Origin of the sequence: Methylobacterium amylolyticum (genome assembly GCF_030700245.1) — a bacterium.
Lineage (GTDB): Bacteria > Pseudomonadota > Alphaproteobacteria > Rhizobiales > Beijerinckiaceae > Methylobacterium.
Map to the genome: position 1 here is coordinate 59,895 of NZ_JAUYZI010000024.1, position 24,047 is coordinate 83,941.

Genomic DNA, 24,047 nt, shown 5'->3' on the forward strand with positions numbered 1-24,047 from the left:
ACCCTACGCCACCGTACCGCTGGAGGTGCGTGATGTCGTGGTCTCCGCAGCAATCAGCCGCCTTGCAGGCGATCGAGGACTGGCACGAGGCCCATGGCGAACAGGTCTTCTACCTCGCGGGCTTTGCGGGGACGGGAAAGACGACGCTGGCAAAGCACATCGCCGCTGGGGTGTCCGGCCAAGTGATGTTCGGGGCGTTCACCGGCAAGGCCGCGCTGGTGCTCCGGCAGAAGGGGTGCGATGGCGCCTCGACGCTGCACTCGATGCTCTACAAGCCCCGCGAGGTTCGGGAGAAGGGACCGAACGGCGCCTGGGTCACGCGCGTCACCTTCGATCTGAATAGCCTCGCCGACGTAGCCCTAGCGAGCCTCGTGATCGTGGACGAGTGCTCGATGGTGGACGAGCGTCTTGGGCGGGACCTCCTCTCGTTCGGGACGAAGGTGCTGGTGCTAGGTGACCCGGCGCAGCTCCCGCCAGTGCGGGGCGAGGGCTTCTTCACTGCCGGTGCGCCCGACTTCATGCTCACCGAGATCCACCGGCAAGCGGCAGAAAACCCCATCATCCGCATGTCCATGGACGTTCGCGAGGGGCGACGGCTCCGGCGCGGCGCCTATGGAGACAGCGCCGTCATCGGGCAGCGCGACCTGCCCGATGACGAGCGTCGCCGCTCGAACCAGATTTTGTGCGGGATGAACCGGTCGCGCCGGACGCTCAACGCGATGGTGCGCACCGAGTGCGGGTTCGATCCTGACCGACCTGAAGTCGGCGACCGCCTCGTCTGTCTCCGCAACAACCATCAAAAGGGGCTGCTCAACGGCGGCCTGTGGAAAGTCGACGAGGTCCTGGGCTTCGACGACGACGGCGTTCGCCTAATGGTCCAGTCTCTCGACGATCCCGACCGGGATCCGATTCGGGTCTACGTCCGGCGAGAGTTCTTCCACGGCGAGGAGGACAAGCTCGAATACAACGAGCGGCGCAACACCGACGAGTTCACCTACGGCTACGCACTCACCGTGCACAAATCGCAAGGGTCGCAGTGGGATCGCGTCCTCGTCTACGACGAGAGTTTCGCTTTCCGAGAGAACCGGAGCCGGCATCTCTATACCGCCCTCACACGGGCGGCGAACGCCGTCACAGTGGTGCAGCATTGAGCGACGGGGCGGGCGAGCGCTACGTTTCCTGGAAGCTCGCGCGCCCGGCAGTCGAGGGGCACGAAGTCGAGATCGTTCGAGCGCTCGGCATCGCGTGGCAGGCCGGCCAGCGCGATCACATCACCTGCCCGTATCCCGGTCACGGCGGTGCCAAGGACTGGCGGCTCAACAGCAAGGGTCGCGGTATCTGCACCTGCACGCAGCCACACACGGACAGCGTTTTCGATATCGCGATGAAGGTCGAGGGCCTGGACGCCGAGCAGGCCAAGATCCGCTGCGTCGAGATCATCGGACGGACCGACCTGATCCGCACGAAGTCGGGCGCCGGAGCGGGGCAGGCAACCGATGCCGAGAGCCTAATGCGAGCGCCGGCCGAGCGCCGCGACGACGCTCTACCCCGCGCCTACCTCGCCCACCGTCTTGGGATCGAAGCCGATGCGGTGCTGATGCCGACCACGCCCACGGTCGGCCTGCGCGCGCTGGGGTACTTCGATCCGCCCAAGGGCAAGGGGACGGGCAAACCGATCCACGTCGGCGATTTCCCCTGCGCCGTGTTCGGCCAGATCGACGCCGAAGCCCGACGGCACGCCCATCGGATCTACGTCGCCCCCGGCGGCGCCGGGAAGGCCGACCTCGGTATGGCCGGCAACGGTACGATGCGCGACGCCAAGAAGTCGGCCAAGCGCGTCGGCGAGGAGAGCACGGCCGGTCGCGCCGCGATCTGGGGCGACGCGCACCGCGCGCCCTGGTGCATCATCGCGGAAGGCATCGAGACCGCCGCCGCCGTCGCCCACGCATTCCGGCCGGAGGTCGAAGCTGGAGCGGTCTACGTCGCTGCCGGGATCAACGCGGGCGGCATCGAGAGCTTCATCCCGTGGCCCGAGACGGCGCGGGTGACGGTCGCGGCCGATCGCGATGAGGCGGTGAAGATCACCAGCCCCAATCCCTCGCGGCGAGGCGAGACGGCGGCGCGTCGGTTCGGCATCCGGCACCACGAGCGCATCGCAATCAGCTTTGCCCTGGCGGGGTCGCCGGGCTGCTCCAAGGACTGGCTCGACGTGCACGTCGAGCAAGGCGTTGAGGCGGTCCGCGCCGGCATCCTGGCGGCCGTCGCGTTCACGGCGACGGCGGAGGAGGTCGAGGACGAGCAGCGCCGGACGGAGGAATTGGACGAGTTGCGGCGCGTCGAGCGCGACTACCCGCTGCCGGATCTGGAGGGCTTGTCTCTATCCTACGAGCGCACCCGGAAGGGTCGCGTGCGCGTACATCACTGGGTCAAGGGCGATGAAGGCGTGCCGGTCCCGGTGCCGGTCGCCTCCCCTTTCGGCGTGACGGCGCGCCTACGGTACGTCGATCAGGGCGACGCCTATGGCCTGCGGCTCGTGGTCGAGGACATGGGCGGCAAGCGCCGCGAGATCGACGTGGACCGGGCCACCTTCGCCAAGCAGGGCGCGGCCGAGACACGGGCCATGCTCTATGGTGCGGGTATGCGCGCCGAGGGCGACGGTGAGCACATCGCCGTCAAGGCGCTCAAGGCGGCCGACCCCGAAGCCGAGATCGCGGTGGTGCGCCGCCCCGGGTGGCACGACCTGGAGGACGGGGGCGACAAGTTCTTCGTCTGCCCATCGGGGGAGATCATCGGCCTACCGCCAGGTCGCGCGCTGGAGCTATCGAACGGATCGCGCATCAGCGAGGTCATCGCGCGAGGCGGGACGCTGGAGGGGTGGAAGGCGGCCATCGCAGCGGCGGCTGAAGTCACGCGCTGCCCTCACTGGACGATCGGAACGCTGGCCGGCTTTGCGGCCGTCCTGATCTCCCTCACCGACCACGCGAGTTGCGGCATCAATCTCTCCGGGTACACATCCGGCGGTAAGACCACGTCGCAGCGCCTCGCCGTATCTGTCTGGTCGCGAGCCGCGCTCGACCAGCGCGACAGCCTGCTTCAGAGCGCCCGCGCCACTGCGAACGGCCTAGAAGGCATGGCGTCGCGCGCCAGCGGCACCATTCTGGCCTTGGACGACCTGGGACACCTCCACGGCAAGGAGCTGGGCCGGATCATTTACTCGCTGTCGAGCGGCGTCGGGAAAGGTCGCATGACCGCCGACGCCAAGATGCGAGCATCCTACGTCTGGTCGACGTTCGTGATCCTGTCCTCCGAGAAATCGCTGGAAGAAAAGGTCCGGGGCGAAGGTGGCGAGTGGACCGGCGGCATGGCCGCGCGGATCCCCGACATCGACATCGACGGCGTCGACCGCTCTGTAGATCGATCCATCATGGCCAGGATCGAGGCCGTCGATCAGCACTTCGGCCATGCCGGTCCAGCCTTCGTGCGGGCGCTGGTTTCCCACGGGCTCCACCGCGAAGCGGCCGCGATCCGGGAAGGCATCGACAACACGGCCAGCCGGTTCGCTGGCCGCGGAGCGGAGAGCGCACGGAAGCGAGCTGCCCTGCCATTCGCGATCATGCTCACGGCCGGCCGCATGGCCAGGGACAAGTTCGGCCTTCTGCCGGCCGGTATGGACATTGAGGGCGCCATCAAATGGGCCTGGGAGAGCTTCGGCGCCTCCACGGATGCCATCGCCCTCGACCCTGAGGCGCAGGCGATCCACGGACTACAGGCTTGGATCGCCGAACGCTGGGACACCAGCATCCACCGCAACGATCTCGACACATCGCAGGGTGACCGTCGGCCAAATCAACGTGCTGATGGCTGGTATAGCGACAAAGCCGTTTTCATTCCGACCCGAAACATAGTAGCCGCCGCAGGCGGCGCCCTGAAAGAAAGTGAGATTGCAAGAGTCCTCAAAACGCGTGGGTTGATCTGTCAAACGAAGAGCGAAAAACATCTTTACATTGATTACATTCCGAAAATCGGAAGTGTTAAGGCATACGCCCTTAGTCGATCTGAGTTTGGTCACACTGGACGAGACAACCCGCTGGAGCCCCCGGTATTCAAGGTCCACGAAGGGGGGCGGTACTGATGGATCTGGCCGCCTTTTTCGCCGAGACCGCGGCTTCGGTCGACCTCATGAAGACCGCCGAATTTCCCACCTTTCCCAATCCGGCGGGGCCTAGTGGGAACGGTCAAGTATCTGAAAAACAAAGCATTTCCCACCTTTCCCACCTTTCCCACTCGCAAAGTGGGGACCGTGGTTTGCCTGACGCGGAAAGCTTTCAGGCGGGTGCGCACGTGTGCGCGGGGGCGCCCGCACGCGAGTACTCCCCGCAGGGGGTGGGAAACGTGGGAAAGGTGGGAAATGCCAATCAAAACAACGGTCTTTCTTTCCCACTAGATTCTTCAAAATTGGGAAAGGTGGGAAAAGAGGCGTCGCCCCCCGAGGCTGTGCCCCTGCTGGCCGCCGACGGGCTCGCGCTCTGGCGCGCCGGACTCGCCCGCCTCGTCGCTATCGACCCCGAGCGGTCGCCCCGTGAGGTCGGCTACCGGGCCGGCGAGTGGCCGCGGGTCTACCAGCGCGCGTTGGCCTTCCTCGACGAGTTCGGGGCGCAGGCTGAGGCGCTGGGCTGGACCGCTCCGCGCCTGTTCGGCGTGCACTTCGAGATTGGTATCGTCCGGGTCGACTGCTGCGGGGCGCTGGTGTTGCCGATCGGTGGCCCGGTCCGGGCCATCACGGCGACGGAAATTTCGCTTGGCCACCTGACCCACCGTGAGAAGCCCGGCCAGACGCCGGGGCCGCCGATCTGGGAATTCGGCCGATGATCGCCGCGTCTGACCGTTTCGGCCCGTGGGCCGACGGCCTCGACCGCACCGAGCGCGTCGCCCGGCTGCGCAGCCTGCGTGCCATCACCCGCCTGTCGCTCGGGCCTCGCGGGCACGCCTTCGTTGAGACCCTGCGCCAGGCCGAGACCGATCTGGATCAACTTGAGCCCGCCCTGCGCCAGCTCGACGCCCTGGCCGCGCTCGACCGCCGGTCGGTGCTCTGCTCGTTCGCCGCCCTTCACCGCCCCGCAGTTTGAGGCTTTTGCCATGTCCGAGGTCGCAGCATTCGAGTTTCCCCACGAGTTCGGCGAACCGAGCACCTACCGGGAGACCATGGCCGCGCTCGACCGCGACGCTGCGTCATTGCCAGATGAGGGTCCGATCGCTGAACTCGTGGCCGCGATCGGCTCTGAACTGTCACGATGTGTCATCGCCGACCGTGGTTCCTGGGAGTGTGTCCCATTCCTGCGCCCCTACGGCATGGACGCAGCCCGCCTGACCGGTTCTGTCCGTGGCATGCGGGCGATCTGCCAGAAGGCCGCCGGTCTTGATCCGCGACGCGGCGAGATGCGCCGGGACATGATCGACAAGTCCTGGGACTGCATCTCGGCCGGCGGCTACGTGTGGATGGCTTGATGGCCCGCCCCGGCAAGCGTGAACGCGAGCGCGAGCGTCGGCAGCGGAAGGCCGAGCGCCGGGCGCAGGCGGCCGCGGGCATGGCCCCGCCGCAGGACGCCGCCGCGGCCACGGTGGAGCCCGTCAGGGGCGCCTTCGCGGCTGTGATCGACGACACCTTGTGCTGGCATCTGGCACGCACCAAACCGCTTCTTGGGCCGCTCGGTCGCCAGCACCTCGACGAAGCCCTGAAGGAGGGCCAGGTCCGCGCCTACCGGCCCCGGGCCTCCGAGGTCGTCGTGCGGCGTGGTCGGCGCGTCGTTCGGCATGTGCCGCTGTTGATCCGCACTCTAATCATCGGCGTCCGGGATCGCGATCACCTCGACACGGTGGCGGCCCTGCCGGGCGTCGCCGAGATCGTTTCGCATCCGGAGGACGAAGGGAACGCCGAGGGCAACGTCGCCGGGGTCGTGATGCGACCCGCCCGCCTCGATCCTGTGGCGCTTCAGGGCTTCATGATTGCGCTGGCGGCCGGCGAGATTGTCCGCCCGGTCGGCATCTCCGTCGGCGAGCAGGTCGTGGTGATGACCGGGTCGTTCGCGAGCTTCCCGGCCGTCGTCGAGGCGATCCTGCCCGGCGACCGAATCAAGGTCGCGGTTTCAATCTTCGGCCGTCCCTCGCCAGTGGAACTCGGGATTGCCGACGTGCAGCGCGTGTAATATATCCATTCGATCTTCAGGCGTTGTCGCCGCTTAACTCCGCCATCGTGCGTTGAGTGGAGCCGCGACGGAGACGGCGGGACCCGCTCCTCTACAATGGCCACGCGAGCAGCGAACCGTGCCATGGCGTGGCACGATCGGGCGGTCTGAACGCATTCATCTGTGGACGATCTGCCTCGTTAGCGCATACGATCCGGCATGTTCTACACGTCGGTGCTCTTCATGGCCCTCGTGGGGGTGCCCAGCGCGATTGGCGGCTTGTTCCTCTATGGTAAGGGAGGTGCAGTCCTGTTCGGAGGCGTCGGCGCCGTGTTGGGCTTCGGGCTTTTGCTGCTTGTGGCAGATCGGCTACCCATCAACTTCGAGGACTGGATCGTCAACGTCATCACCGCGCTGTTCATCATAGTCCCGGTTGTCAGCATGATCTGGGCGGCTGCCACCTACATCGTGAGCAACTGGGGCGTTTATTGAAGCTCGATCCGCGCCGTCAGTACGACGAGCGCCGTCGCCGCGATCAGCCCTGGCGCAGGCTCTACCACCTGGCACGGTGGCGTCGGATCCGGGCCGGGCAGCTCAAGCGCCAGCCCTTGTGCGAGCGCTGCCTGGGCAACGGTGTGATCACTCCCGCCACCGTGTGCCACCACGTGGTGCCGCACCGGGGCGACGAAGCGCTGTTCTGGGCTGGGCCGTTCGCATCGTCCTGTGCGGACTGCCACGACATCGACGAGGGCCGCATCGAGCGCGGTGGTCAGGCGCGGCAGACCCTCGATGCCGATGGCTGGCCGATCACCGGGTAGGGGGAGGATTCGATGCCGGACATTCGACGCGAGGTGATCCACCGTCAGGACGTTCGCTGCTTCATCGGCAAGGCTGAACTGGAGGCTCTGGTTGGCCGGTATGCCCTGGAGCAAGCCGGCTACGCGCCCGACGCTCCGAACCTCAAGGTCAAGGTCACCTTCGAAGACGAGACTGCCGGGTCGCCGTCCTATAGGATTGGAACAAAGGCCAAGGTTGAGATCGTCGAGACGCTGGATCCGGCCAACAACGTTCAGGGGTAGGGGGGGCGGGTCAAAAGTCTCCAGGTTGGGGAGCAGCAACCGAATGGGGACCCGAACGCGAAACTCTGCAAGTTTTGAGGAAATTCTGGGATGGGTGCTCGCGGCCCCCGCAAAAAGCTAGCGCAGATCGACAAGCTCGACGGCAACCCTAGCAACCGGCCGATCTTCAACGCCCAGGTCGAGGCGTTCGGCGAGGCGTTCGTCCCGGAGCATCTGCCGGACGACGCGCGAGGTTGCATTGAGGTCGTGAAGCGCTCGATGCCGCCGAAGATCTACGCGGCGCTCGACACCTTCGTGCTCTCGGCGTTCGCGATGGCCTGGGCGGTCCACAAGCGGGCCTCGCACGCAATCGCCGATCCCGAATTCGAGTGGATCGTCGTCAACGGACAGGGAAGTCAGTCGCCGAATCCATGGCTGCGCACGCTCAACAGTCAGGCGGCGGTGATGGCGTCCCTCGGCGACCGGCTCGGGCTCAACCCCAAGGCGCGCGCCGATCTCAAGCTGCCTGCCGCAAAGCCTCAGTCGAAATTCGACGGCCTGATCGGGCAGAACGGGTCATCGCCTTCGTTGAACGCCTGACCGTACCGTCGGGCGAGGGACAGGGCGGCCCCTTTCGGCTGCGCGAGTGGCAGAAGCGGTTCATCCGGGCGATCTACACCCCGCACGCGCGGAACGAGAAGGGTCAGGTGCTACGGCGGGTGCGCCGCGCCATCCTCTCGATCGCGCGGAAGAACGGGAAGACGGCGCTGATTGCCGCCCTGGTGCTGGTCCACCTCGTCGGCCCCGAGGCGGTGCCGAACGGCGAGATCTACTCGGCGGCCAACGACCGGGAGCAGGCCGCCCAGGTCTTCAAGGTGGCTCGGCAGATCATCGAAGCGGAGCCCGAGCTGGCCTCGCTGATCAAGCCGATCCCCTCGACGAAGACGCTGGTGTGCTATTCGAACGGGTCGGTCTACCGCGCCCTGTCGGCGGAGGCCGGCACGAAGCACGGCCTCAACCCGACGTTCGTCATCTTCGACGAGCTGGCGCAGGCCCGGAACCGCGACCTCTACGACGTGCTCGACACGTCGTTCGGCGCCCGGGCCGAACCGCTGTTCGTGGTAATCTCGACGCAGTCGAACGACCCCCAGCACATCCTGTCGCAGCTCATCGACGACGGCTTGTCCGGGGTGGATCCGACCATCGTCTGTCACCTCTACGAGGTGACGCTCGACTGCCCCGACATCTTCGACCCGAAGGTGTGGCGGCGGGCGAATCCGGCGCTGGGCGACTTCCGATCCCTGGCTGACCTGAAGGCGATAGCCGACAAGGCCCAGCGGATGCCGGCAGAGGAGCCGAAGTTCCGGAACCTCTACCTCAACCAGCGGGTCGCGCCGGTCGCCTCGCTGATCGCCCGGGCGGAGTGGGCAGCGTGCAAGGGCGCGGCTGCGTTCGCGGATGGCGAGCCGGTCTACCTCGCCCTCGACATGGCCGCGGTCGTCGACCTCGCGGCGCTGGTGATGGGCTCGGACGGCGCGACCACGCGGGTCGCGGCGCACTTCTGGAAGCCGGGGGACCTGCTCGTCGAGCACAGCCGGCGGGACTTCGGGTCGGGGCACCAGCAGTACGTGCTGTGGCGCGACGCCGGGCACCTGGAGGCGCACGACGGGCGCAGCATCGACGCGGCAGCGGTAGCGCTGCGGATTGCCGAGCTGTGCGGGCGCTACGACGTGCGCGGGCTGGCCTACGACCGCTGGCGCATGGACGTGCTGCGGCGCGAGCTGGACCGGGTCGGCCTGGAGACGCACCTCGACGGCGAGCCGGGCGGTGGGCTGCGGCTGATCCCGTGGGGCCAGGGCTTCAAGGACATGGCCCCGGCAGTCGACGCGCTGGAGGCCGGGGTCCTGAACCGGACGCTGGAGCAGCCGGGCCACCCTGTGCTCACCTGGAACGTGGCGAACGCCGTGGTCACCACCGACCCGGCCGGCAACCGCAAGATCGATAAGGCCAAGGCTCGGTTCCGGATCGACGGCGCGGTGGCGCTGGCGATGCTGCTGGGCCTGAAAGCGAGGGACCGGATGGACCCCACCTTCGACGCCGACGACTGGATCGCGAGCTACGCATGAGCTGGCTCCGCCGCCTCCTGCGGATGGACGGGGGGAAGGACATCACGCCGTGGCGCGGCGGGCAGGCGTCGACCGAGAACGGGTCGAACTTCGTCACCAACCAGGTCACGACGGCCGACTATCAGGACGCGCGCGCCGGCTCGCTCGGCGCCGCCGTCGGCTTGTCGGCGACCTGGGCGTGCGTGCAGCTCATCGCCGGCACGATCGGCTCGCTGCCGCTGATGGTCTACCGCACCGACGCAAATGGCATTCGACGCGCAGCGCGCGATCACCCGCTGTACTTCGTGTTGCACGACAGCCCGAACTACGATCAGACTGCGGTCGATTTCTGGGAGATCATGGCCGCCGGCCTGGAATTGCAGGGCAACGCCTACGCTGTGATGGAGCGGCGCTCGGGCGGCGCCTTGAACGCTTTGGTGCCGGTGCGCCCGGACATCGTGAAGGCGCGGCGGCGCGGGGACGGCGGGATCGAGTACGCGTGGTCGGAAGGCGGCCGGCGCATCGTGAAGGGCGGCGAGGACGTGCTGCACATCCGGGGCCCGCTGGGTGACGCGCTGTCCGGCGCCTCGACCCTGTCGGCGTGCCGGGCCACGTTCGAAGGGGCTGCGGCGGCGGACGGGGCGGCGGCCGCGGTCTTCCGCAACGGGGTCAACCCGAGCGGCACCCTGACCGCACCGGCCGGCACTCGGCTGAACAAGGATCAGCGTGCCGAGCTGGAGACGCTGCTGGCCGAGAAGTACCGGGGCGCGATCCGCAATGGTACGCCCCTAGTTCTCGACGGCGGATTGACTTGGCAATCCCTATCGATGAACCCGGAAGATGCGCAGATGCTGGAGAGCCGCAAGTTCAGCGGCGAAGAAATCTGCCGGGTGTTCGGCGTGCCGCCCGGGATGGTCGGTTTCGGCGACAAGGCGTCGAACTGGGGCACCGGCAAAGAGGTCGATGTCCTCGGGTTCCAGAAGTTCACCCTGCGCAAGCGCCTGAAGCGCATCGAGCAGGCCCTGGTGAAGCAGCTCGTGCCTCTGGCCGAGCGCCGCGCACAGGGTTTGACGATCGAGTTCAACCTCGACGGCCTCCTGCGGGGCGACACGGCGAGCCGGTACGACGCCTACGCCAAGGCGATCGGCATGGGCATCGCCACCCGGAACGAGTGCCGCGCCCTGGAGAACCTGCCGCCAGTCGAGGGCGGCGATGTCATCACGGTGCAGATGCAGGACATCCCGCTCGCCGCCGCGATCAGCAGCGGCCGCGCGAGCGGCGGGACCAACCCTCTCGCCGTCCCGCCCGTCTAGGAGTTCGCGATGAGCAGGATCACCGCGCCGGTTCTCGACCTGAAGGCGCTGAAGGACACGGGCGAGTTCGAAGGCTACGGCTCCACCTTCGGGGGCGAGCCGGACGCCTACGGCGACGTGATTGCGCCCGGGGCCTACACGGCCAGCCTCGCGGCCCATCAGGCCAAGGGCACCATGCCGAAGCTGTTCTGGCAGCACGACGCGGATCAGCCCATCGGGAAGTGGGTCGGCGCCCGGGAGGATGGGCACGGCCTGCTGATGCAGGGCAAGCTGAACATGGACGTGCAGCGCGGGCGCGAGGCGCACGCTCTGCTGAAGGCCGGCGACATCGACGGCCTGTCCATCGGCTACCGCATCCGCGAGTACAGCGTCGACACCGATTCCGGCGTCTGGACCCTGGAGAAGCTGGACCTCGTCGAGGTCAGCATCGTGTCGGTCGGCGCGAACGAGAACGCGGTCGTGCAGAGCGTCAAGGCGGCCAAGGCCGCGCACGATCTCACCGAGAAGCTACGGGCCGGGGACCGGCTCACCGAGCGAGAGTTCGAGACTTGGCTGAAGGGGCTGGGCTTCTCGAATTCGCAGGCGGAGCGCGCCGCGCGCGTCCACCTGAAGGGGCAGGGGGAACCTGCCGACGCGGCTGACGACGGGCTCGCGTTCCTGCGCGCCCTCCGGGCCTGACGGCCCTCATCACCCGGACATCAGGAGGTTCCCGTGGCGGAACAGAAGAGCGCGGCCGAGCTGGCCGCGGAGGTCAAGCGCGACTTCGACACCAAGCACGACGCGGTCAAGGCCATCGCCGAGAAGGCGCTCGCCGAGGCGCAGAAGGGCACGCCGCTCGCCTCGACCGCGAAGGAGCTGGCGGATCAGGCCATCTCCGGCATGAACGAGGCCAAGGCGCGCCTCGACGAGGTCGAGCAGAAGATGGCGCGCCGAGGCGAGCCGGGCGACCGGCACCTCACGGCCGGCGAGCGGGTCGTCGAGGACGAAGGGCTCAAGAGCTTCGCCAGCCAGACGCGCCCCCGCGGTCGCGTCGTCGTCGAGGTGAAGGACATCACCTCGCTCACCACCGACGCCCCGGGCTCGGCCGGCGCGCTCGTGCCGGCGGATCGGCGCGGGTTGCAGGTGGAGCTGCCGCAGCGCCGCCTGACGATCCGCTCGCTCCTGCTGCCGGGCCAGACGGCCAGCAACTCCATCGAGTACGACCAGGAGAAGCTGTTCACCAACAACGCCGCCATGGTCGCCGAGGGCGCCCTCAAGCCGCAGTCCGAACTGCAGTTCGAGGAGAAGACCGCGAACGTCCGCACGATCGCGCACTGGATCCGGACCTCCGTCCAGATCCTGGCGGACGCCCCCGGCCTGCGCTCGATCATCGACCAGCGCCTGCGCTACGGCCTGGGGCTCGCGGAGGAGAACCAGCTCCTCAACGGCTCCGGCACCGGGCAGAACCTGCTCGGCCTCGTGACCGCCGCCGCCGCCTTCGTGGCGCCGGGGAGCCTCACCGCGACGACGCCGGTGGACACCATCCGCCTGATGATCCTCCAGGCGGCGCTCGCCGAGTACCCGCCGAACGGCATCGTGCTGAACCCGATCGACTGGGCCGCGATCGAGATGGCGAAGGACACCCAGGGCCGATACCTCATCGGCAACCCGCAGGGCACGATCTCGCCCACGCTGTGGGGCCTGCCGGTGGTTCCGACGCAGGCGATGGGCGTCGACAAGTCGCTGGTCGGCGCCTTCAATCTCGCGGCGCAGATCTTCGACCGCCAGGACGCCACGGTCGATGTCTCGACCGAGGACCAGGACAACTTCGTGAAGAACAAGGTCACCATCCGCGCGGAGGAGCGGCTGGCGCTGGCGATCTACCGCCCGGCGGCGATCGTCTATGGCGACCTCGGCCGCGTGGCGTAGGCCGCGCCCGTCATCCATGCCTGCGGCGCTTCGGTGCCGCCGGCTCCCCGAACCGGAGGTGCGGACGATGATCAAGGCCATTCTGACGAAGCCCCTCGACGGTCTTCCCGAGGGGACCGAACGCGAGTTCGACAAGGGGGATTTCGAGGCGCTGGAGCGGATGGGCGCGGTGCGCCGCGCGGGCGAGCCCCGCACCGACGGTCCGACGGTCGAGGAATACGTGGCGGCCGGCTACCGGGCCGCGAACTACCCGCCCCAGGGGTACGCCTCGCGCAGCACCCCCGACGAGATCGCCGCCGCGGTCGCGGCGCAGGACGCGCCGCCCGCCCCGGAGGGCGCTGGGAAGGCCGCGCCGCCCGTCGCCAACAAGAAGGCCCCGTCCGTCGCCAACAAGGCGGCCCAGTAGGTGCCGACCGTGCGCGTCGTCGTCGTCACGCCGCCGACGGCCCTCGTCTCCGCCGCCGAGGCTAAGGCGTGGGCACCGGTGCTCAAGGACGACGACGACGCTCGGGTGAACGCGCTCCTGTTGGCGGCACAGGCGGCGATCGAGCCGCCGAACGGCTGGCTCGGCCGAGCGCTCGGCATGCAGGTCCTGGAGGCGCGGTTCGACGCCTTCCGCGGGCCGTGCCTCTTCCTGCCGTGCCCGCCCCTGCGCGAGGTCGTGTCGGTCACCTACAGCGACGGTGCGGGCGTGGATCAGATCATCGCCCCCGCCGCCCTGCGCGTGATGGGCGTCGGGACCTCGACGGGCTCGATCTCCCCCCGCGGCTCCACCGGGTGGCCCGCAACCGACTTCGGGCCGGAGGCGGTGCGCGTCCGGTTCAAGGCCGGGTACGCGGTCGATGACATGGAGGTCGTGCAGGTCCGGCACGCGATCGTACTGGCCGCGACCCACCTGCGGTCGCTGTCGACGCAGGATCTCAACCTGCGCAGTCGGCAGACGGAGGGCGTCGGCTCGCGGACGTGGACCGTCTCGGACGCGGCCGAGAAGCTGATCCATCGCGCGGTCGACGACCTGCTGTCACCCCTGCGGGTGTTGACGTGAGCGAGGCGGCTGAAGCCATCGCCGACCTCGACGACGAACTGCGGCGCGTCGGCCAGGACGTGACCCTGCGCCGGATCGGGACCGACGCGCCCGACACCGAGGCGCCCGGCGTGCGCGCCTTCGTGCGCGGCTACCGGCCCGACGAGCTGACGGGCGGCATCCAGCAGGGCGATAGCCTCGTGGTGCTCTCGCCCACCGGCATGCCGGCGGCCTTCGTGATCGAGCCGCTGGGCGGCAACGACCGGATCGTGGTCGCCGGCCGGTCGCTCAACGTCGAGTACGTCGACCCGGTGCAGATCGCCGGGATCACGGTGCGCATCAACGTGGCCGTGCGGGGCTGAGCCGATGCCTGTCACCCACACCGGCGGCACGCCGGCCGACATCCGCGCCGCGGTAGCCCTGGCGCTCTCGCCCGAGCGCCGCCGCTTCGTCGTGACCGCGGCCGCGCGCGAGGCGCAGGCCCGCGCCGAGGCGGCCTATCAGCAGGAGTTCGGTCGTGTCCCTGAGACGGCGGTCACGGTCGACGGTCGCGCCGCCACCGGCCTGACCGGGCTCGATCCGGACCAGGGTGAGGTGGCGTTCCGGTTCGCGCGGGCCAGCGAGGCGCTGGCGTGGATCCACGCCCAGCTCGTCGCGCAGTCGCCGAAGCTCACCGGGGCCTACGCGGCCGCCCACATCCTGCTCGCGGACGATCAGCCGGCCGACCCCGCCAACCCGCCGCCGGCCGCGCGCTACATCTTCCTGAACACCCGCCCCTACGCCCGGAAGGTCGAGCGCTGGGACGGTGTCTATCAGGCCGTGGCCGTGCTGGCCGACCGCCGGTTCGGCAACAGCGTGCACGTCGGGTTCGGCTACGAATCGCCCACGCTGGACTACATCGCCGGTGAGACCGGCCGCAGCGCCCGCGCCCGCCTGCGGGGCCAGCCCACCCGCGTCGCCGGCATGCGCCTGGAGCGCGCCACGCGCGTCCCGGCGATCACCGTGGTGCTGGCCTGACCATGGCCCTCGCCGCCGTCCTCGCCGCCGTCTCGGGCCGCCTCGCCGCCGAGTGGACCCGCTGCCCCGTGCGCGGGCCGAACGCCAAGAGCAGGAACACGCCCGCGGCCGACGAGCCCTTCGTCGAGGTGCAGTACCCGGTGATGACGGCCTCCCGCATCAGCATCGGCGCGCCCGGGGCCAACCGCTACCGCGACGAGGGCGCGATCCGGCTGGTCCTCAACGTGGTGCGCGGCAAGGGCATCGACGAGGCTGCGGCCTGGATCGACGAGCTGCGCGCCCTGTTCCGCGGCAAGAGCTTCGACGGCGTGTGCACGTTCGCCCCGTCGCCCCCGGTGATCGACGACCGCAACGACGACGGCCGGTACTACCTGCTGAGTTTCGCGGTGCCGTTCGAGCACGATTACTTCGGCTGACCGGCCGTTCCTCTGTAGATCCCAGGAGAGCATCATGTTCGCTGATGGCAGCGGCGTCCGCGTCGCCTATGTGCCCGAGACCGACTTCGGCGTCACGCCGGCCACGCCCGCGTTCAAGACTGGGCGCGTCACCAGCGGCGGCCTGCGCACCAACAAGACGACCGTCACATCCGACGAGCGGCAGGCCGACCGCAACGTTCGCGACGAGATCCTGACCGGCCTCGGCGCCGGCGGCACCTACAATTTCGAGTTCGCGGCCGGCGACTTCATGGACACCCTGTTGTCCTGCGCGCTGCGCGGGGCCTGGGCCTCCGACGTGCTGAAGAACGACGTGCTGGCCCCGAGCCTCACGATCGAGGAGACGCTGGAGCTGGGCGCCACGGACAGCTTCAGCCGCTTCCCCGGCTCGATGGTCAACACGCTCTCGCTCAGCATCGGCGCGCGCGAGAAGGTCACGGGCTCGGTCGCCCTCCTGTCGCAGAAGGAGATCCTGTCCACCTCGATCGTCACCGGCGCGACCTACACCGCGCCCGGCACCGACCCGATCGCCAACGCGTCGAACAACGTCGCGGCGCTCACCGTCGGGACGATCAACCCGGCCCCGCGGATCAAGACGCTCTCGCTGGAGGTCAACAACGGCCTGCGCCAGCGGCCGGAGGTCGGGTCCCTCTACAGCAGCATCTTCGGGGCGGACCGCTGCAACGTGACGGGCAGCATCGCCGCCTACTTCGAATCGAACGCCCTCTATCAGGCGGTGCTGGCCCACGGCTCGGCGGCGCTGTCGTTCACCCTCGGGGTGGATGCGGGCAAGCGCTACAGCTTCGTGCTGCCCAAGATCCGGTTCGGCGACGGCGAGCGCGCGGTAGGCGGCAACACCGACGACGTGATGGTCAACATCCCCTTCCGGGCGATCTTCGACCCCGTCACCGCCTGCTCGATCCAGGTCACCCGCAACGTCGCCTGAGCGAGGTCGCCATGAAGACCGTCACCATCGCCGAGACCTTCGACGGCTACCCGCAGGGGGCCAAGGAAGGCTCTCGGCGGACCACCTACACCGAGGGCCAGGAGATCGAGGTCTCCGACGCCTTCGGCGAGCTGATCATCGGCAAGGGGCTGGCGCGCGAGAAGGGCGCCGGCCGAGCCGCATCGAAGCCGGAGGCGGCCGAGCCCGCCGTGCAGAAGGACCAGGACGCGTGAAGCTCTCAGCCCTCAAGGTCGACGCCGACAAGATCGAGGCCGGCGAGTGGGTCGGCGACATCCCCGAGATGGGCGATCTCCGGCTGCGGGTGCGCGGCCTCCAGAACGCCGGGTACCGTCGGCTCCAGTCCCGGCTGATCGACGCGGTGCCGCGTTCGAAGAAGCAGGGCGGTCGCGTCGATCCCGACGAGTTGGACCGCATCACCTCGACCTGCCTCGCCTCGACCGTCCTGCTCGACTGGGCCGGGCTGGAGGATGAGGGCGGCGCGCCGCTGCCCTATTCGAAGGAGACGGCGACGGAGTTCCTGACCAACCCGGCCTTCCGGCGCTTCCGCGACGCGGTGCTCTACGCCGCCACCGTGGTCGGCGATGCCGGCGCCGAGACCGAGAAGGCCGACGCGGGAAACTGACGGCGCACCTCGCGTGGTCGTTGAAGTGGAGCGGCGACCTCGAATGGCTGGAGGCGGAGGCGGCGGAGGACCCGACGTTCGATCCCCCGGCCCTGCGCGAGCGCCCCGAACTCTGGCCGCACCTCGCCTTCGTCAGCGCCGCCTTCAGCGAACTGTCCACAGATCGCCCGATTGGCGCGATGGGCGGGTGCGGACCGATCCCGTGGACGGCCATCGCGGGCTACGCCGAGCGCTACGGGCTCGATGACCTCGACGAGTTCGAACGGTTCGGCCGGCTGATCCGCGCACAGGACCGGATCTACCTCGCGGACGTAGCGAAGAAGCTAGAGCGGAAGGGGAAGTGACCGCATGGTCGCTGTCAACCAGATCGCCGTGCAGGAGACGCGCTTCGTCTATACGACGCAGGGCGTGGACCAGACGCGCGCCCAGGCGGATCGGCTGGCCGGATCGCTGGACCGGCTCGCCGGATCGCAGAGCAAGGCGATCGAGGCCGAGGGCAAGGGCGCCGCGGCGGCGGACAAGCTCGCCCAGGCCAAGGCGCAGATGGCGTCCACGCTGGAGCGCGCCGAGCGCCAGAACCAAGCGGCCATGATGCAGGCCGCGGCCGCGGCGCAGGTTTACGATCAGAGCTTGGGCGGCGTCGCCGACGCGCAGATGCGCGCCGCCCAGAGCGCGGCGCAGGCCGCCGCCCAACAGCAGCGGGCGGCCAACGACAACGCCCGCGCGCTCGGCCTGGAGGGCGAGGCGTTCAAGGCCGCGGGCAAGTTCGCGCTGGAGCACCCGATCCTCGTGCTGGCGGGATCGGTGGCGGCGGCGCGGGCGCTGTCCGGCCTCGCGACTTCGGCCGCCGGCTCCCTCGGGGCCGCTTCCGCCTCCACGGCGGCGTTCGCGGAGGGCGCGACCGGCATGGGGGCGGCGGTGGTCGGCGGTGCCACGGTGGCGGCCCGCGGGCTCGGCCTCGCCTCGACCGCCGCGACCGCGGCGGCGGGCGGGCTCGGCGCCTATGCCGAGAAGGTCGCCGGCCTGACCACCGCCACCAGCCTGCTCACCCGCGGACTGTCCCTGGTCCCGCCCGCGCTCCTGCCGATCGCCGCGGCCTTCGTCGTGTTCGAGGCGGGCTCGGCCGTCTTCGGCAAGGCGTACAACGACCTCGACCGGCTGGTGCAGCTCGGCCAGCGGGCGGAAAAGCTTGATGTCGGCGCACCCTTCCTGAAGAGCTTCGAGGCGCTGGGATCGAAGGTCCGCGCCACCGCCGACGAGATGGACGCGGCCCTGTCGCGGGCCTCCAACGTCCTTCGGGATCAGTGGGGCCAGGGCAACGCCCTGTCCAAGATGCTCGGCGAGATCAGTGCCACCGGTGTCGCCGGGGCGAACGGGCTCCAGTCGACGGCGCTCGCCGACACCGCGACGACCACGGAGGAGCGCATCCGGGCAGCCCTGGAGGCGATGAAGGAACTCGACGCGCTCGGGTTGCACCTCGCCAGCCTTCAGGTCGGCGAGAAGGTGTTCGGCCCCGAGTTCGTGGAACGGCTTCGCACCGGGCAGACCACGATCGCGCAGATCAGCTCGGACCTCGACGCGGCCGCGCAGAAGGATCTGGTGCGGCAGGATCAGGTCGACCGTGCCCTCGCCCTCAGCCGCCAGATCGCGGACACGAAGCAGGCGATCAGCGACGCCTGGGCGGTGACGGTCGACTGGTCCGGCGCGGCGCTCCTGCTGAACGAGGCGTGGCTGAAGATTCTCCAGGCCGTGCAGTGGGTCGTCGAGCTGATCAACAGCGGCATCGAGGCCGCGACGAATTTCGGCTCGGCGGTAGCCACCAGCATCGGCGGGGCCTTCGACGCCGTGAGCAACAAGGCCACGGCGCTGCTCTCGCAGCTCGGCATCATCGCCAAGCAACAGGCCGCGCCCGAGGTCCAGGGGCCGCCCGAGCAGTATGGGCCGTTCCAGCCGAAGATCACCGGGCGCTCGTTCCCCTACGTGTTCGGCCCGACCGCGCCGTCGTTCCAGCAGGCGAACACGGGCGCGAAGCAGGCCCAGCAGGCGGCCCAGCAGGCGGCTTCCTCCTACGAGCTGCTGATCAAGCGGACCGAGGACCGCATCGCCGAGCTCGATCTCGAAACCCAGACGATCGGCAAGAACACCGACGCGGTGGTCAAGCTGAAGCTGGAGAACGAGCTGGCGCGCGCCGCGCAGAAGTCCGGCGTCGAGGTCACGGCCGCGATGCGGGAGGAGTGGGACAAGCTCGGCGACAAGCTCGCGGCCAGCACTTCGCGGCTCCAGGACAGCCGTCGCGCCTTCGAGCTGATGAAGGAGGGCCAGCGCGAGCTGGCCGACAACTTCACCACGTTCGTCGACGACATCGTGCTCGGCGGCCAGAAGATGGAGCAGGCGTTCGCGTCGCTGGCGAAGACGCTGGGCAGCAACGCCCTGAAGGCGGTGATCAGCGGCGAGGGGCCGCTGGCCGGCCTTCTGGGAACCGCCTCGACCGAGCGTGGCCAGATCGGCGGTCTGCTCGGCGGCAAGATCAACCTCGGCGGCCTGTTCGATACCGATAAGATCTCGGACGCCCTCGGGATGGGGGCCGAGACCGGCATCGGCAAGGCGCTCAAGTCCGCCCTGACGCCGTCGAAGGCCGGCGGCGGGATCCTGTCGTCGCCGTTGGGCGGTGGACTGGCCGCTGCCGGCGCGGGCGCAGCGATCGGCTACTCGTCGCAGTCGCCGCTGATCGGCGCGGCCGGCGGCGCGCTCACCGGCCTCGCAACCGGCAACCCGGTCATGGCGCTCGTCGGCGCCGGCGCGGGCCTGCTCGGCGGCCTGTTCGGCGAATCCCAGGCGAAGAAGGAGGCCAAGAAGAAGCTCCAGCAGGAGATCCAGGCCCGGAAGGAGGCGCTGGAGCAGGCGCGCCCGCAGATCGAGCAGTTGGCGATCACCTTCGAAGGCGGCTCGATCGGCAACGTCGGGAAGCAGATCGCCGACGCGCAGGCGCAGCTCCGGCAGGCCGCCAAGACCGCCAGCGAGGGCGGTGACCAGGCGCTCGCCGACCGGCTGATGCGCGACTACCAGACCTACGTCGCTCGGATGACGGCCACCTTCGCCGACGCCTTCAACGGGGTGCTGGCGGAGGTGCAGGCCGGGTTCGGGACCAACGGCCCGTTCTCGCAGGCCGTCGCCTCGGTGCAGGGCCTCGGTGAGGCGCTGAAGGGCTTCGTGGCCGACGCCGGCCGGCTCTCCGATCCGAACGCCGTGCAGCTTGCCCGCACCGCCGCGGTCGAGGGCGCCCTGTCGAGCCTCGACGCGCCGAAGACGCTGTCCTCGACGCAGGCGGAGATGCAGCGGATCGCCGGCACCGCGGCCGGCCTCAACCAGGTGCTGAAGGATCTCGGCCTGTCGGCGGAGCAGACGGCGTCGGTGATCGCCGAGCGCACCACGCGGGCGATCGACGCGCTGCGGGACAAGTTCACGACCGACCTGACCCGCAAGATCAACGACGCCCGCGGGCAGTCCTACCTCAACGACGCAGCCGATCTGGTGAAGGAGGTCGGCGGCATGCGGATCGATGCCGGCGCGGTCGGTGCGGACCTCGGGCAGGTCGAGGCGTATTTCCAGGCCGCCGCGCAGAAGATCGTCGATTCGAGCCAGCTCACCGGCGCGGCGTTCCAGTCCCTCGTGGCGCAGTTCCCGGAGCTGAACGGCCTTCTGCACGAGTTCGGCACGGCAGTGACCGGTACGGCCGAGGCGATCGACGCCGCCAACCAGCGCGCCGGCGGGTATCAGGACCGGCTGTTCGCCGCGCAGCACCGCTCGGATTCGCTCGCCGACCAGCTCGCGATCTTCGACCGGCAGTCGGATCGGGACCGCGCCGCGGAGGTAAAGGCCGGCGGCCAGGCGCTCGTCGACTTGGAGGCGGCGCAGGCGGCCGAGCGCGCCAACATCATCGCCGATTTCGGCCAGAAGGCCGCCGATGCCCTCGCCAGCCGCCTGAAGGGCTACCAGGACCGGCTGTTCGCCGCGAGCGTCGACACCAGCACGCTGGGCGGGGCGCTGGCGGCGTTCGACCATCAGGCCGGTCAGGAACGCCTCGACGAGGTAAAGGCCGGCGGCGAGGGCCTGCTTCTGCTGGAGCAGACGCTAGCGGCCGAGCGCGCCCGGATCGTCCAGCAGTTCTGGCGGCAGGCGCAGGAGGCGTTCGATCAGTTCGCCAGCAACCTGAAGAAGTTCCTCGACGGCCTGACCGCGGGGGCCAACTCGCCGCTCTCGCCCGAGGACCGGCTGGCCGCGGCGCAGGCGCAGTATGATCAGCAGCTCGCCGCGGCCCGCGCCGGCAACACCGACGCGCTCGGCGGCATCACCGGCTACGCTCAGGCCCTGCTCGACGCCAGCAAGGCGTTCTACGCGTCGAGCGAGACCTTCCAGGACACCTTCGCCGAGGTGGTCGGCCAGCTCACCGTGCTGCCCGGGCAGGTCGGGGTCGGTGCGTTCATGAAGTACGCCACCGGCGGGTGGGTGAACGGGCCCGGCACCTCGACCTCGGACAGCGTCGTGGCGCGCCTGTCGGCGGGCGAGTTCGTGATGTCGGCCGCCGCCGCGAGCCGGTACGGCCCGCTGCTGGAGGCGATGAACGATGACCGCCCGGTGACCGTGGCGGCACCGGTGCGCCCGGCGATTGCCTCCGGTGGCGACGGCGACCTGATCGCGGAAGTCCGGGCCCTGCGCGACGAGGTGGCGGCGCTGCGCGGCGATGTCCGTGAGGGCAACGACATCGCCGAGGCCGGGCACCTCGGCACGGCCTCGGCCACGCGCGCGGTCGGCGCCGGCATCGACAAGGGCAACCGGGTCGCCTCCCGGCGAGAGGTCGCCGCGTGACGATCTACGCGGTCGAGGTGCAAGCACACACCGGCGCGGGCGGCGTGCAGACCCTGTACGCCGCCTCCGCCCGGCTCAACACCGGCCCGGGCGACACGCCGGCCAACCAGCACTTCCACCCGAGCCTGGAGACGCCGGCCAACTTCGAACGCCACCTGTTCTCGCAAGGGGCGCTGGAGGGCACGTCGACCACCTCGGGCGGGTCGAGCGTGGCGTTCGGCGAGATCGTGCTGGCGAACGCGCACGGGCGCTACGACGCCTGGGCGGACTACGCGTTCAACGGCCGGCCGGTGATCGTGCGCGCCGTGCCGACCGACAACTATGGCGAGCCCCGGGGGCTCTACCGCGACGCGCCGATCATGATCCGCGGCACGGTCGAGAGCCTGGACATCACCGACGCGTTCAGGACGATCCGCCTGCGCATCCACGACCGGCTGGCGGACCTCGACAAGCCGCTGCTGACCACGCGCTATCTCGGCACCACGGCGTCGGCCGGCGCCACCGCCGAGGGCGCGGCGAACCTGAAGGACGCGATCAAGCCGCGGGTCTACGGCCTCGTGCGGAATGTGACCCCGGTCGACGTGAACCCGTTCAACCTGATCCGGCAGGTCTCGGACCGGGCGTGCGCGGCGATCACGGTCTACGACGGCGGGGTGGCGCTGACGCTCAACGGCGACTTCGCGACGATCGCGGCGCTCACCGGGGCAACGCTCTCGGCCGGGCAGTACGCCACCTGCCTCGCGCTCGGGCTGATCCGCCTCGGCGGCACGCCGGCCCTCGTGGTCACCGCCGACGTGCAGGCCACCGGCGCGCGCGACGCGGCGAGCCTCGCCCGGCAGGTGTTGCTCGACTTCGGGATCGCGGCCGGCGACATCGACGCCGCCTCGATCGCGGCGCTGACGGCGCTGAACGGGGCGAGCTGCGGGCTGTACGTCGGCGACGACCGCACGGCCCTGGCGGCGATCAGCAGCCTGCTCGCCTCGGTGGGCGGGTGGATCGTACCGAACGGGCTGGGCGCGTTCACGTTCGGCCGGCTCGATGCGCCGTCGGGCGCGCCGGCCGCCGCCTTCCTCGAATGGCAGTGCCGGGGCGAGATCAAACGGGTCGCGCCGAGCGAGGCCAATGGCGCGGTGCCGGCCTACCGGGTGACGGTGCGCTACGGCCAGCTCGCGACCGTCCTGTCCGAGGACCAGCTCGCCGGATCGGTCACGGGTGCGCGGCGCGCCGCTCTGCAACAGCAGTGGATCTCGGCGAAGGTCGAGGACACCTCAGTGCAGGCGGTGCACCTGCTCGCCCGTGAGCTGACTTTCGACACCTGCCTGACGGAAGCGGCCGACGCCGCCGCCGAGGCCGCCCGGCTGCTGGCGATCTACCGGGTCCGGCGGGACGTGTGGACCTTCCGGGTGAGCGTGATCGGGCCGAGCTACCGGCCGACGCAGGGGGCGGCCGATGTGTTCGCGCCGAGCCTGCGCCCGGGTGCCGTCGTGACGCTGACGCTGGGCCGCTTCCTGACCGCGCCAAAGGCGCTGGTGATCATCGGCCGGGTGGACGATGCGGTCGCCGACGCCATCGAGTTCAGCGCCTGGGGCTGACGGATGCCGCAATCGAACCTCGTCCTGCTCTACGAGAACCGCGTCGACCTCGACGGGGTCGCGTTCTCCGGAGGCTCCTGGCAGACCGGCAGTCTCGGGCTCGCCAACCTGCGCACGCCCTACCTCGCCGAGGTGGCGCGCTCCATGAGCACCGACCCGGCCGACACCCAGTTCGTGTGCGCTCTGCCGCAGCCCTACAGCATCGGCGGGATCGCGCTCGGGCCGACCAATCTACGTCCGAGCGCGTTGGTGCGCTTCCGGTCGTACCTCGATCCCGGATTGACGACCCTCATAGACGACAGCGGCCAGATCGCCCTGCCGAGCGGGCAGGTCGACAGCGTCACCCTGCCCTGGGAAAGCCTCGGCTTTTGGGAAGGTCTCACTCAAGAGTTCGACGACATCGGCAAGGGCATCGGCAAGGGGGCGAGCTTCCTCTACGTGCCACCCGCACGCTTCGCTGCAACTTACGTCAAAGTCGAAATCTTCGATCAGGGAAACCTCGCCGGATACATCGATATCGGCAGGTTGTTCGTCAGCCGCTCGTGGCGGCCGCCGGAGAACTACGACGACGCTGGCAACGCGCTGGAGTTCGAACCGGTCACCGATCAGGAGGAGGGCCGCAGCGGCACGCGGTTCTTCAACCCCCGCGCCATCCGGCGGTCGTTCAAGTTTGGGTTCGGCTACCTGCCGCAGGCTGAGTACCGCGAGATCTACCAGATCATCGTCCGCTCCGGGATCCACAACCAGGTGTTCGTGGTCCCGAACCCGGCCGATCCCAGCACCTACCTGCGCGAGGCATTCTTCGGGACGCTCGGCACGCCCCCGAGCCTGCGCCGCATGGCCTCTCCCAACATCGCCACCGAGTTCGTCGTAAAGGAATCGCTCTGATGCCGCTCACCGCAGCACAGTAGGCCGCCCTCAATCGGCTGGCGACCTACTACGAGGGCGACAACGCCTAC

The 24,047-nt window shown here is 69.5% G+C and carries 26 protein-coding genes; all 26 read left to right on the forward strand.

All coding sequences use genetic code 11. From position 1 onward, the window contains the following. Positions 1-32: 32 nt before the first annotated feature. The 26 genes from Q8W71_RS17595 to Q8W71_RS17720 all read left to right on the forward strand — a co-directional run bounded on the left by Q8W71_RS17595 (position 33) and on the right by Q8W71_RS17720 (position 23,976). A complete protein-coding gene (locus tag Q8W71_RS17595) occupies positions 33-1,151 on the forward strand; it encodes an ATP-dependent DNA helicase (RefSeq protein WP_305526689.1) in 1,119 nt (372 codons plus the stop codon). Then, entirely contained in the window at positions 1,148-4,132 is a 2,985-nt protein-coding gene (locus tag Q8W71_RS17600) for a DUF927 domain-containing protein (RefSeq protein ID WP_305526690.1), read from the forward strand. The genes Q8W71_RS17595 and Q8W71_RS17600 overlap by 4 nt, the downstream gene beginning before the upstream one ends. Further along, positions 4,132-4,869, forward strand: coding sequence for a hypothetical protein (locus tag Q8W71_RS17605; RefSeq protein WP_305526691.1), 738 nt, complete (start codon positions 4,132-4,134; stop codon positions 4,867-4,869). Before Q8W71_RS17600 ends, Q8W71_RS17605 begins: the two co-directional genes overlap by 1 nt. Next, positions 4,866-5,126 (forward strand): hypothetical protein, encoded by a 261-nt coding sequence (locus tag Q8W71_RS17610; RefSeq protein ID WP_305526692.1) that lies wholly within the window; start codon positions 4,866-4,868, stop codon positions 5,124-5,126. Before Q8W71_RS17605 ends, Q8W71_RS17610 begins: the two co-directional genes overlap by 4 nt. A 10-nt stretch (positions 5,127-5,136) precedes the next feature. After that, the gene (locus Q8W71_RS17615; protein ID WP_305526693.1) at positions 5,137-5,505 is read left to right on the forward strand and encodes a hypothetical protein; all 369 of its coding nucleotides are present in this window, start codon (positions 5,137-5,139) and stop codon (positions 5,503-5,505) included. Beyond that, positions 5,505-6,203 (forward strand): transcription termination/antitermination protein NusG, encoded by a 699-nt coding sequence (gene nusG, locus Q8W71_RS17620; RefSeq protein ID WP_305526694.1) that lies wholly within the window; start codon positions 5,505-5,507, stop codon positions 6,201-6,203. The genes Q8W71_RS17615 and nusG overlap by 1 nt, the downstream gene beginning before the upstream one ends. A gap of 198 nt (positions 6,204-6,401) precedes the next feature. Next, positions 6,402-6,674, forward strand: coding sequence for a hypothetical protein (locus tag Q8W71_RS17625; RefSeq protein WP_305526695.1), 273 nt, complete (start codon positions 6,402-6,404; stop codon positions 6,672-6,674). Beyond that, on the forward strand, positions 6,671-7,000 hold the full coding sequence (locus Q8W71_RS17630) for an HNH endonuclease (protein ID WP_305526696.1): 330 nt from the start codon (positions 6,671-6,673) through the stop codon (positions 6,998-7,000). The genes Q8W71_RS17625 and Q8W71_RS17630 overlap by 4 nt, the downstream gene beginning before the upstream one ends. A gap of 12 nt (positions 7,001-7,012) precedes the next feature. Beyond that, entirely contained in the window at positions 7,013-7,261 is a 249-nt protein-coding gene (locus Q8W71_RS17635; RefSeq protein WP_305526697.1) for a hypothetical protein, read from the forward strand. A gap of 90 nt (positions 7,262-7,351) precedes the next feature. Further along, on the forward strand, positions 7,352-7,840 hold the full coding sequence (locus Q8W71_RS17640) for a P27 family phage terminase small subunit (protein WP_305526698.1): 489 nt from the start codon (positions 7,352-7,354) through the stop codon (positions 7,838-7,840). Positions 7,841-7,878: 38 nt separating this feature from the next. After that, the gene (locus tag Q8W71_RS17645) at positions 7,879-9,366 is read left to right on the forward strand and encodes a terminase large subunit (protein WP_305526735.1); all 1,488 of its coding nucleotides are present in this window, start codon (positions 7,879-7,881) and stop codon (positions 9,364-9,366) included. After that, on the forward strand, positions 9,363-10,658 hold the full coding sequence (locus tag Q8W71_RS17650) for a phage portal protein (RefSeq protein ID WP_305526699.1): 1,296 nt from the start codon (positions 9,363-9,365) through the stop codon (positions 10,656-10,658). The genes Q8W71_RS17645 and Q8W71_RS17650 overlap by 4 nt, the downstream gene beginning before the upstream one ends. Positions 10,659-10,667: 9 nt before the next feature. Further along, positions 10,668-11,336 (forward strand): HK97 family phage prohead protease, encoded by a 669-nt coding sequence (locus tag Q8W71_RS17655; protein ID WP_305526700.1) that lies wholly within the window; start codon positions 10,668-10,670, stop codon positions 11,334-11,336. Positions 11,337-11,369: 33 nt separating this feature from the next. Beyond that, the gene (locus Q8W71_RS17660) at positions 11,370-12,566 is read left to right on the forward strand and encodes a phage major capsid protein (RefSeq protein ID WP_305526701.1); all 1,197 of its coding nucleotides are present in this window, start codon (positions 11,370-11,372) and stop codon (positions 12,564-12,566) included. A gap of 67 nt (positions 12,567-12,633) precedes the next feature. Beyond that, positions 12,634-12,972, forward strand: coding sequence for a hypothetical protein (locus Q8W71_RS17665; RefSeq protein ID WP_305526702.1), 339 nt, complete (start codon positions 12,634-12,636; stop codon positions 12,970-12,972). 9 nt (positions 12,973-12,981) lie between these two features. Then, positions 12,982-13,611 carry a hypothetical protein gene (locus tag Q8W71_RS17670; RefSeq protein ID WP_305526703.1) on the forward strand — a complete coding sequence of 210 codons (630 nt, stop codon included), beginning with the start codon at positions 12,982-12,984 and terminating at the stop codon, positions 13,609-13,611. Then, positions 13,608-13,952, forward strand: a complete 345-nt coding sequence (locus Q8W71_RS17675) for a hypothetical protein (protein ID WP_305526704.1) — start codon at positions 13,608-13,610, stop codon at positions 13,950-13,952. The genes Q8W71_RS17670 and Q8W71_RS17675 overlap by 4 nt, the downstream gene beginning before the upstream one ends. Before the next feature lie 4 nt (positions 13,953-13,956). Further along, positions 13,957-14,607, forward strand: coding sequence for a hypothetical protein (locus tag Q8W71_RS17680; RefSeq protein ID WP_305526705.1), 651 nt, complete (start codon positions 13,957-13,959; stop codon positions 14,605-14,607). Between the two features lie 2 nt (positions 14,608-14,609). Further along, positions 14,610-15,023 (forward strand): phage tail terminator-like protein, encoded by a 414-nt coding sequence (locus Q8W71_RS17685; RefSeq protein WP_305526706.1) that lies wholly within the window; start codon positions 14,610-14,612, stop codon positions 15,021-15,023. A 34-nt stretch (positions 15,024-15,057) separates the two neighbouring features. Further along, complete coding sequence (locus Q8W71_RS17690; RefSeq protein WP_370875444.1) at positions 15,058-15,987, forward strand: phage tail tube protein; 930 nt, start codon at positions 15,058-15,060, stop codon at positions 15,985-15,987. 11 nt (positions 15,988-15,998) lie between these two features. Next, entirely contained in the window at positions 15,999-16,220 is a 222-nt protein-coding gene (locus tag Q8W71_RS17695; RefSeq protein ID WP_305526707.1) for a hypothetical protein, read from the forward strand. Then, complete coding sequence (locus Q8W71_RS17700) at positions 16,217-16,630, forward strand: hypothetical protein (protein WP_305526708.1); 414 nt, start codon at positions 16,217-16,219, stop codon at positions 16,628-16,630. The genes Q8W71_RS17695 and Q8W71_RS17700 overlap by 4 nt, the downstream gene beginning before the upstream one ends. Positions 16,631-16,650: 20 nt before the next feature. Next, entirely contained in the window at positions 16,651-16,974 is a 324-nt protein-coding gene (locus Q8W71_RS17705; RefSeq protein ID WP_305526709.1) for a phage tail assembly chaperone, read from the forward strand. A 4-nt stretch (positions 16,975-16,978) separates the two neighbouring features. Beyond that, positions 16,979-21,496, forward strand: coding sequence for a coiled-coil domain-containing protein (locus tag Q8W71_RS17710; protein ID WP_305526710.1), 4,518 nt, complete (start codon positions 16,979-16,981; stop codon positions 21,494-21,496). Beyond that, entirely contained in the window at positions 21,493-23,088 is a 1,596-nt protein-coding gene (locus Q8W71_RS17715; RefSeq protein WP_305526711.1) for a hypothetical protein, read from the forward strand. Before Q8W71_RS17710 ends, Q8W71_RS17715 begins: the two co-directional genes overlap by 4 nt. Positions 23,089-23,091: 3 nt before the next feature. Then, complete coding sequence (locus Q8W71_RS17720) at positions 23,092-23,976, forward strand: hypothetical protein (RefSeq protein ID WP_305526712.1); 885 nt, start codon at positions 23,092-23,094, stop codon at positions 23,974-23,976. Positions 23,977-24,047: the final 71 nt, after the last annotated feature.

Bases quoted from the DNA above. Each gene is read 5' to 3' on its own strand.
- Q8W71_RS17635 (WP_305526697.1), top strand. From the start codon at position 7,013: ATGCCGGACATTCGACGCGAGGTGATCCACCGTCAGGACGTTCGCTGC.
- Q8W71_RS17625 (WP_305526695.1), top strand. From the start codon at position 6,402: ATGTTCTACACGTCGGTGCTCTTCATGGCCCTCGTGGGGGTGCCCAGC.
- Q8W71_RS17665 (WP_305526702.1), top strand. From the start codon at position 12,634: ATGATCAAGGCCATTCTGACGAAGCCCCTCGACGGTCTTCCCGAGGGG.
- Q8W71_RS17640 (WP_305526698.1), top strand. From the start codon at position 7,352: ATGGGTGCTCGCGGCCCCCGCAAAAAGCTAGCGCAGATCGACAAGCTC.
- Q8W71_RS17650 (WP_305526699.1), top strand. From the start codon at position 9,363: ATGAGCTGGCTCCGCCGCCTCCTGCGGATGGACGGGGGGAAGGACATC.
- Q8W71_RS17615 (WP_305526693.1), top strand. From the start codon at position 5,137: ATGTCCGAGGTCGCAGCATTCGAGTTTCCCCACGAGTTCGGCGAACCG.
- Q8W71_RS17655 (WP_305526700.1), top strand. From the start codon at position 10,668: ATGAGCAGGATCACCGCGCCGGTTCTCGACCTGAAGGCGCTGAAGGAC.
- Q8W71_RS17595 (WP_305526689.1), top strand. From the start codon at position 33: ATGTCGTGGTCTCCGCAGCAATCAGCCGCCTTGCAGGCGATCGAGGAC.
- Q8W71_RS17695 (WP_305526707.1), top strand. From the start codon at position 15,999: ATGAAGACCGTCACCATCGCCGAGACCTTCGACGGCTACCCGCAGGGG.
- Q8W71_RS17720 (WP_305526712.1), top strand. From the start codon at position 23,092: ATGCCGCAATCGAACCTCGTCCTGCTCTACGAGAACCGCGTCGACCTC.
- Q8W71_RS17605 (WP_305526691.1), top strand. From the start codon at position 4,132: ATGGATCTGGCCGCCTTTTTCGCCGAGACCGCGGCTTCGGTCGACCTC.
- Q8W71_RS17610 (WP_305526692.1), top strand. From the start codon at position 4,866: ATGATCGCCGCGTCTGACCGTTTCGGCCCGTGGGCCGACGGCCTCGAC.
- Q8W71_RS17685 (WP_305526706.1), top strand. From the start codon at position 14,610: ATGGCCCTCGCCGCCGTCCTCGCCGCCGTCTCGGGCCGCCTCGCCGCC.
- Q8W71_RS17710 (WP_305526710.1), top strand. From the start codon at position 16,979: ATGGTCGCTGTCAACCAGATCGCCGTGCAGGAGACGCGCTTCGTCTAT.
- nusG (WP_305526694.1), top strand. From the start codon at position 5,505: ATGGCCCGCCCCGGCAAGCGTGAACGCGAGCGCGAGCGTCGGCAGCGG.
- Q8W71_RS17690 (WP_370875444.1), top strand. From the start codon at position 15,058: ATGTTCGCTGATGGCAGCGGCGTCCGCGTCGCCTATGTGCCCGAGACC.
- Q8W71_RS17680 (WP_305526705.1), top strand. From the start codon at position 13,957: ATGCCTGTCACCCACACCGGCGGCACGCCGGCCGACATCCGCGCCGCG.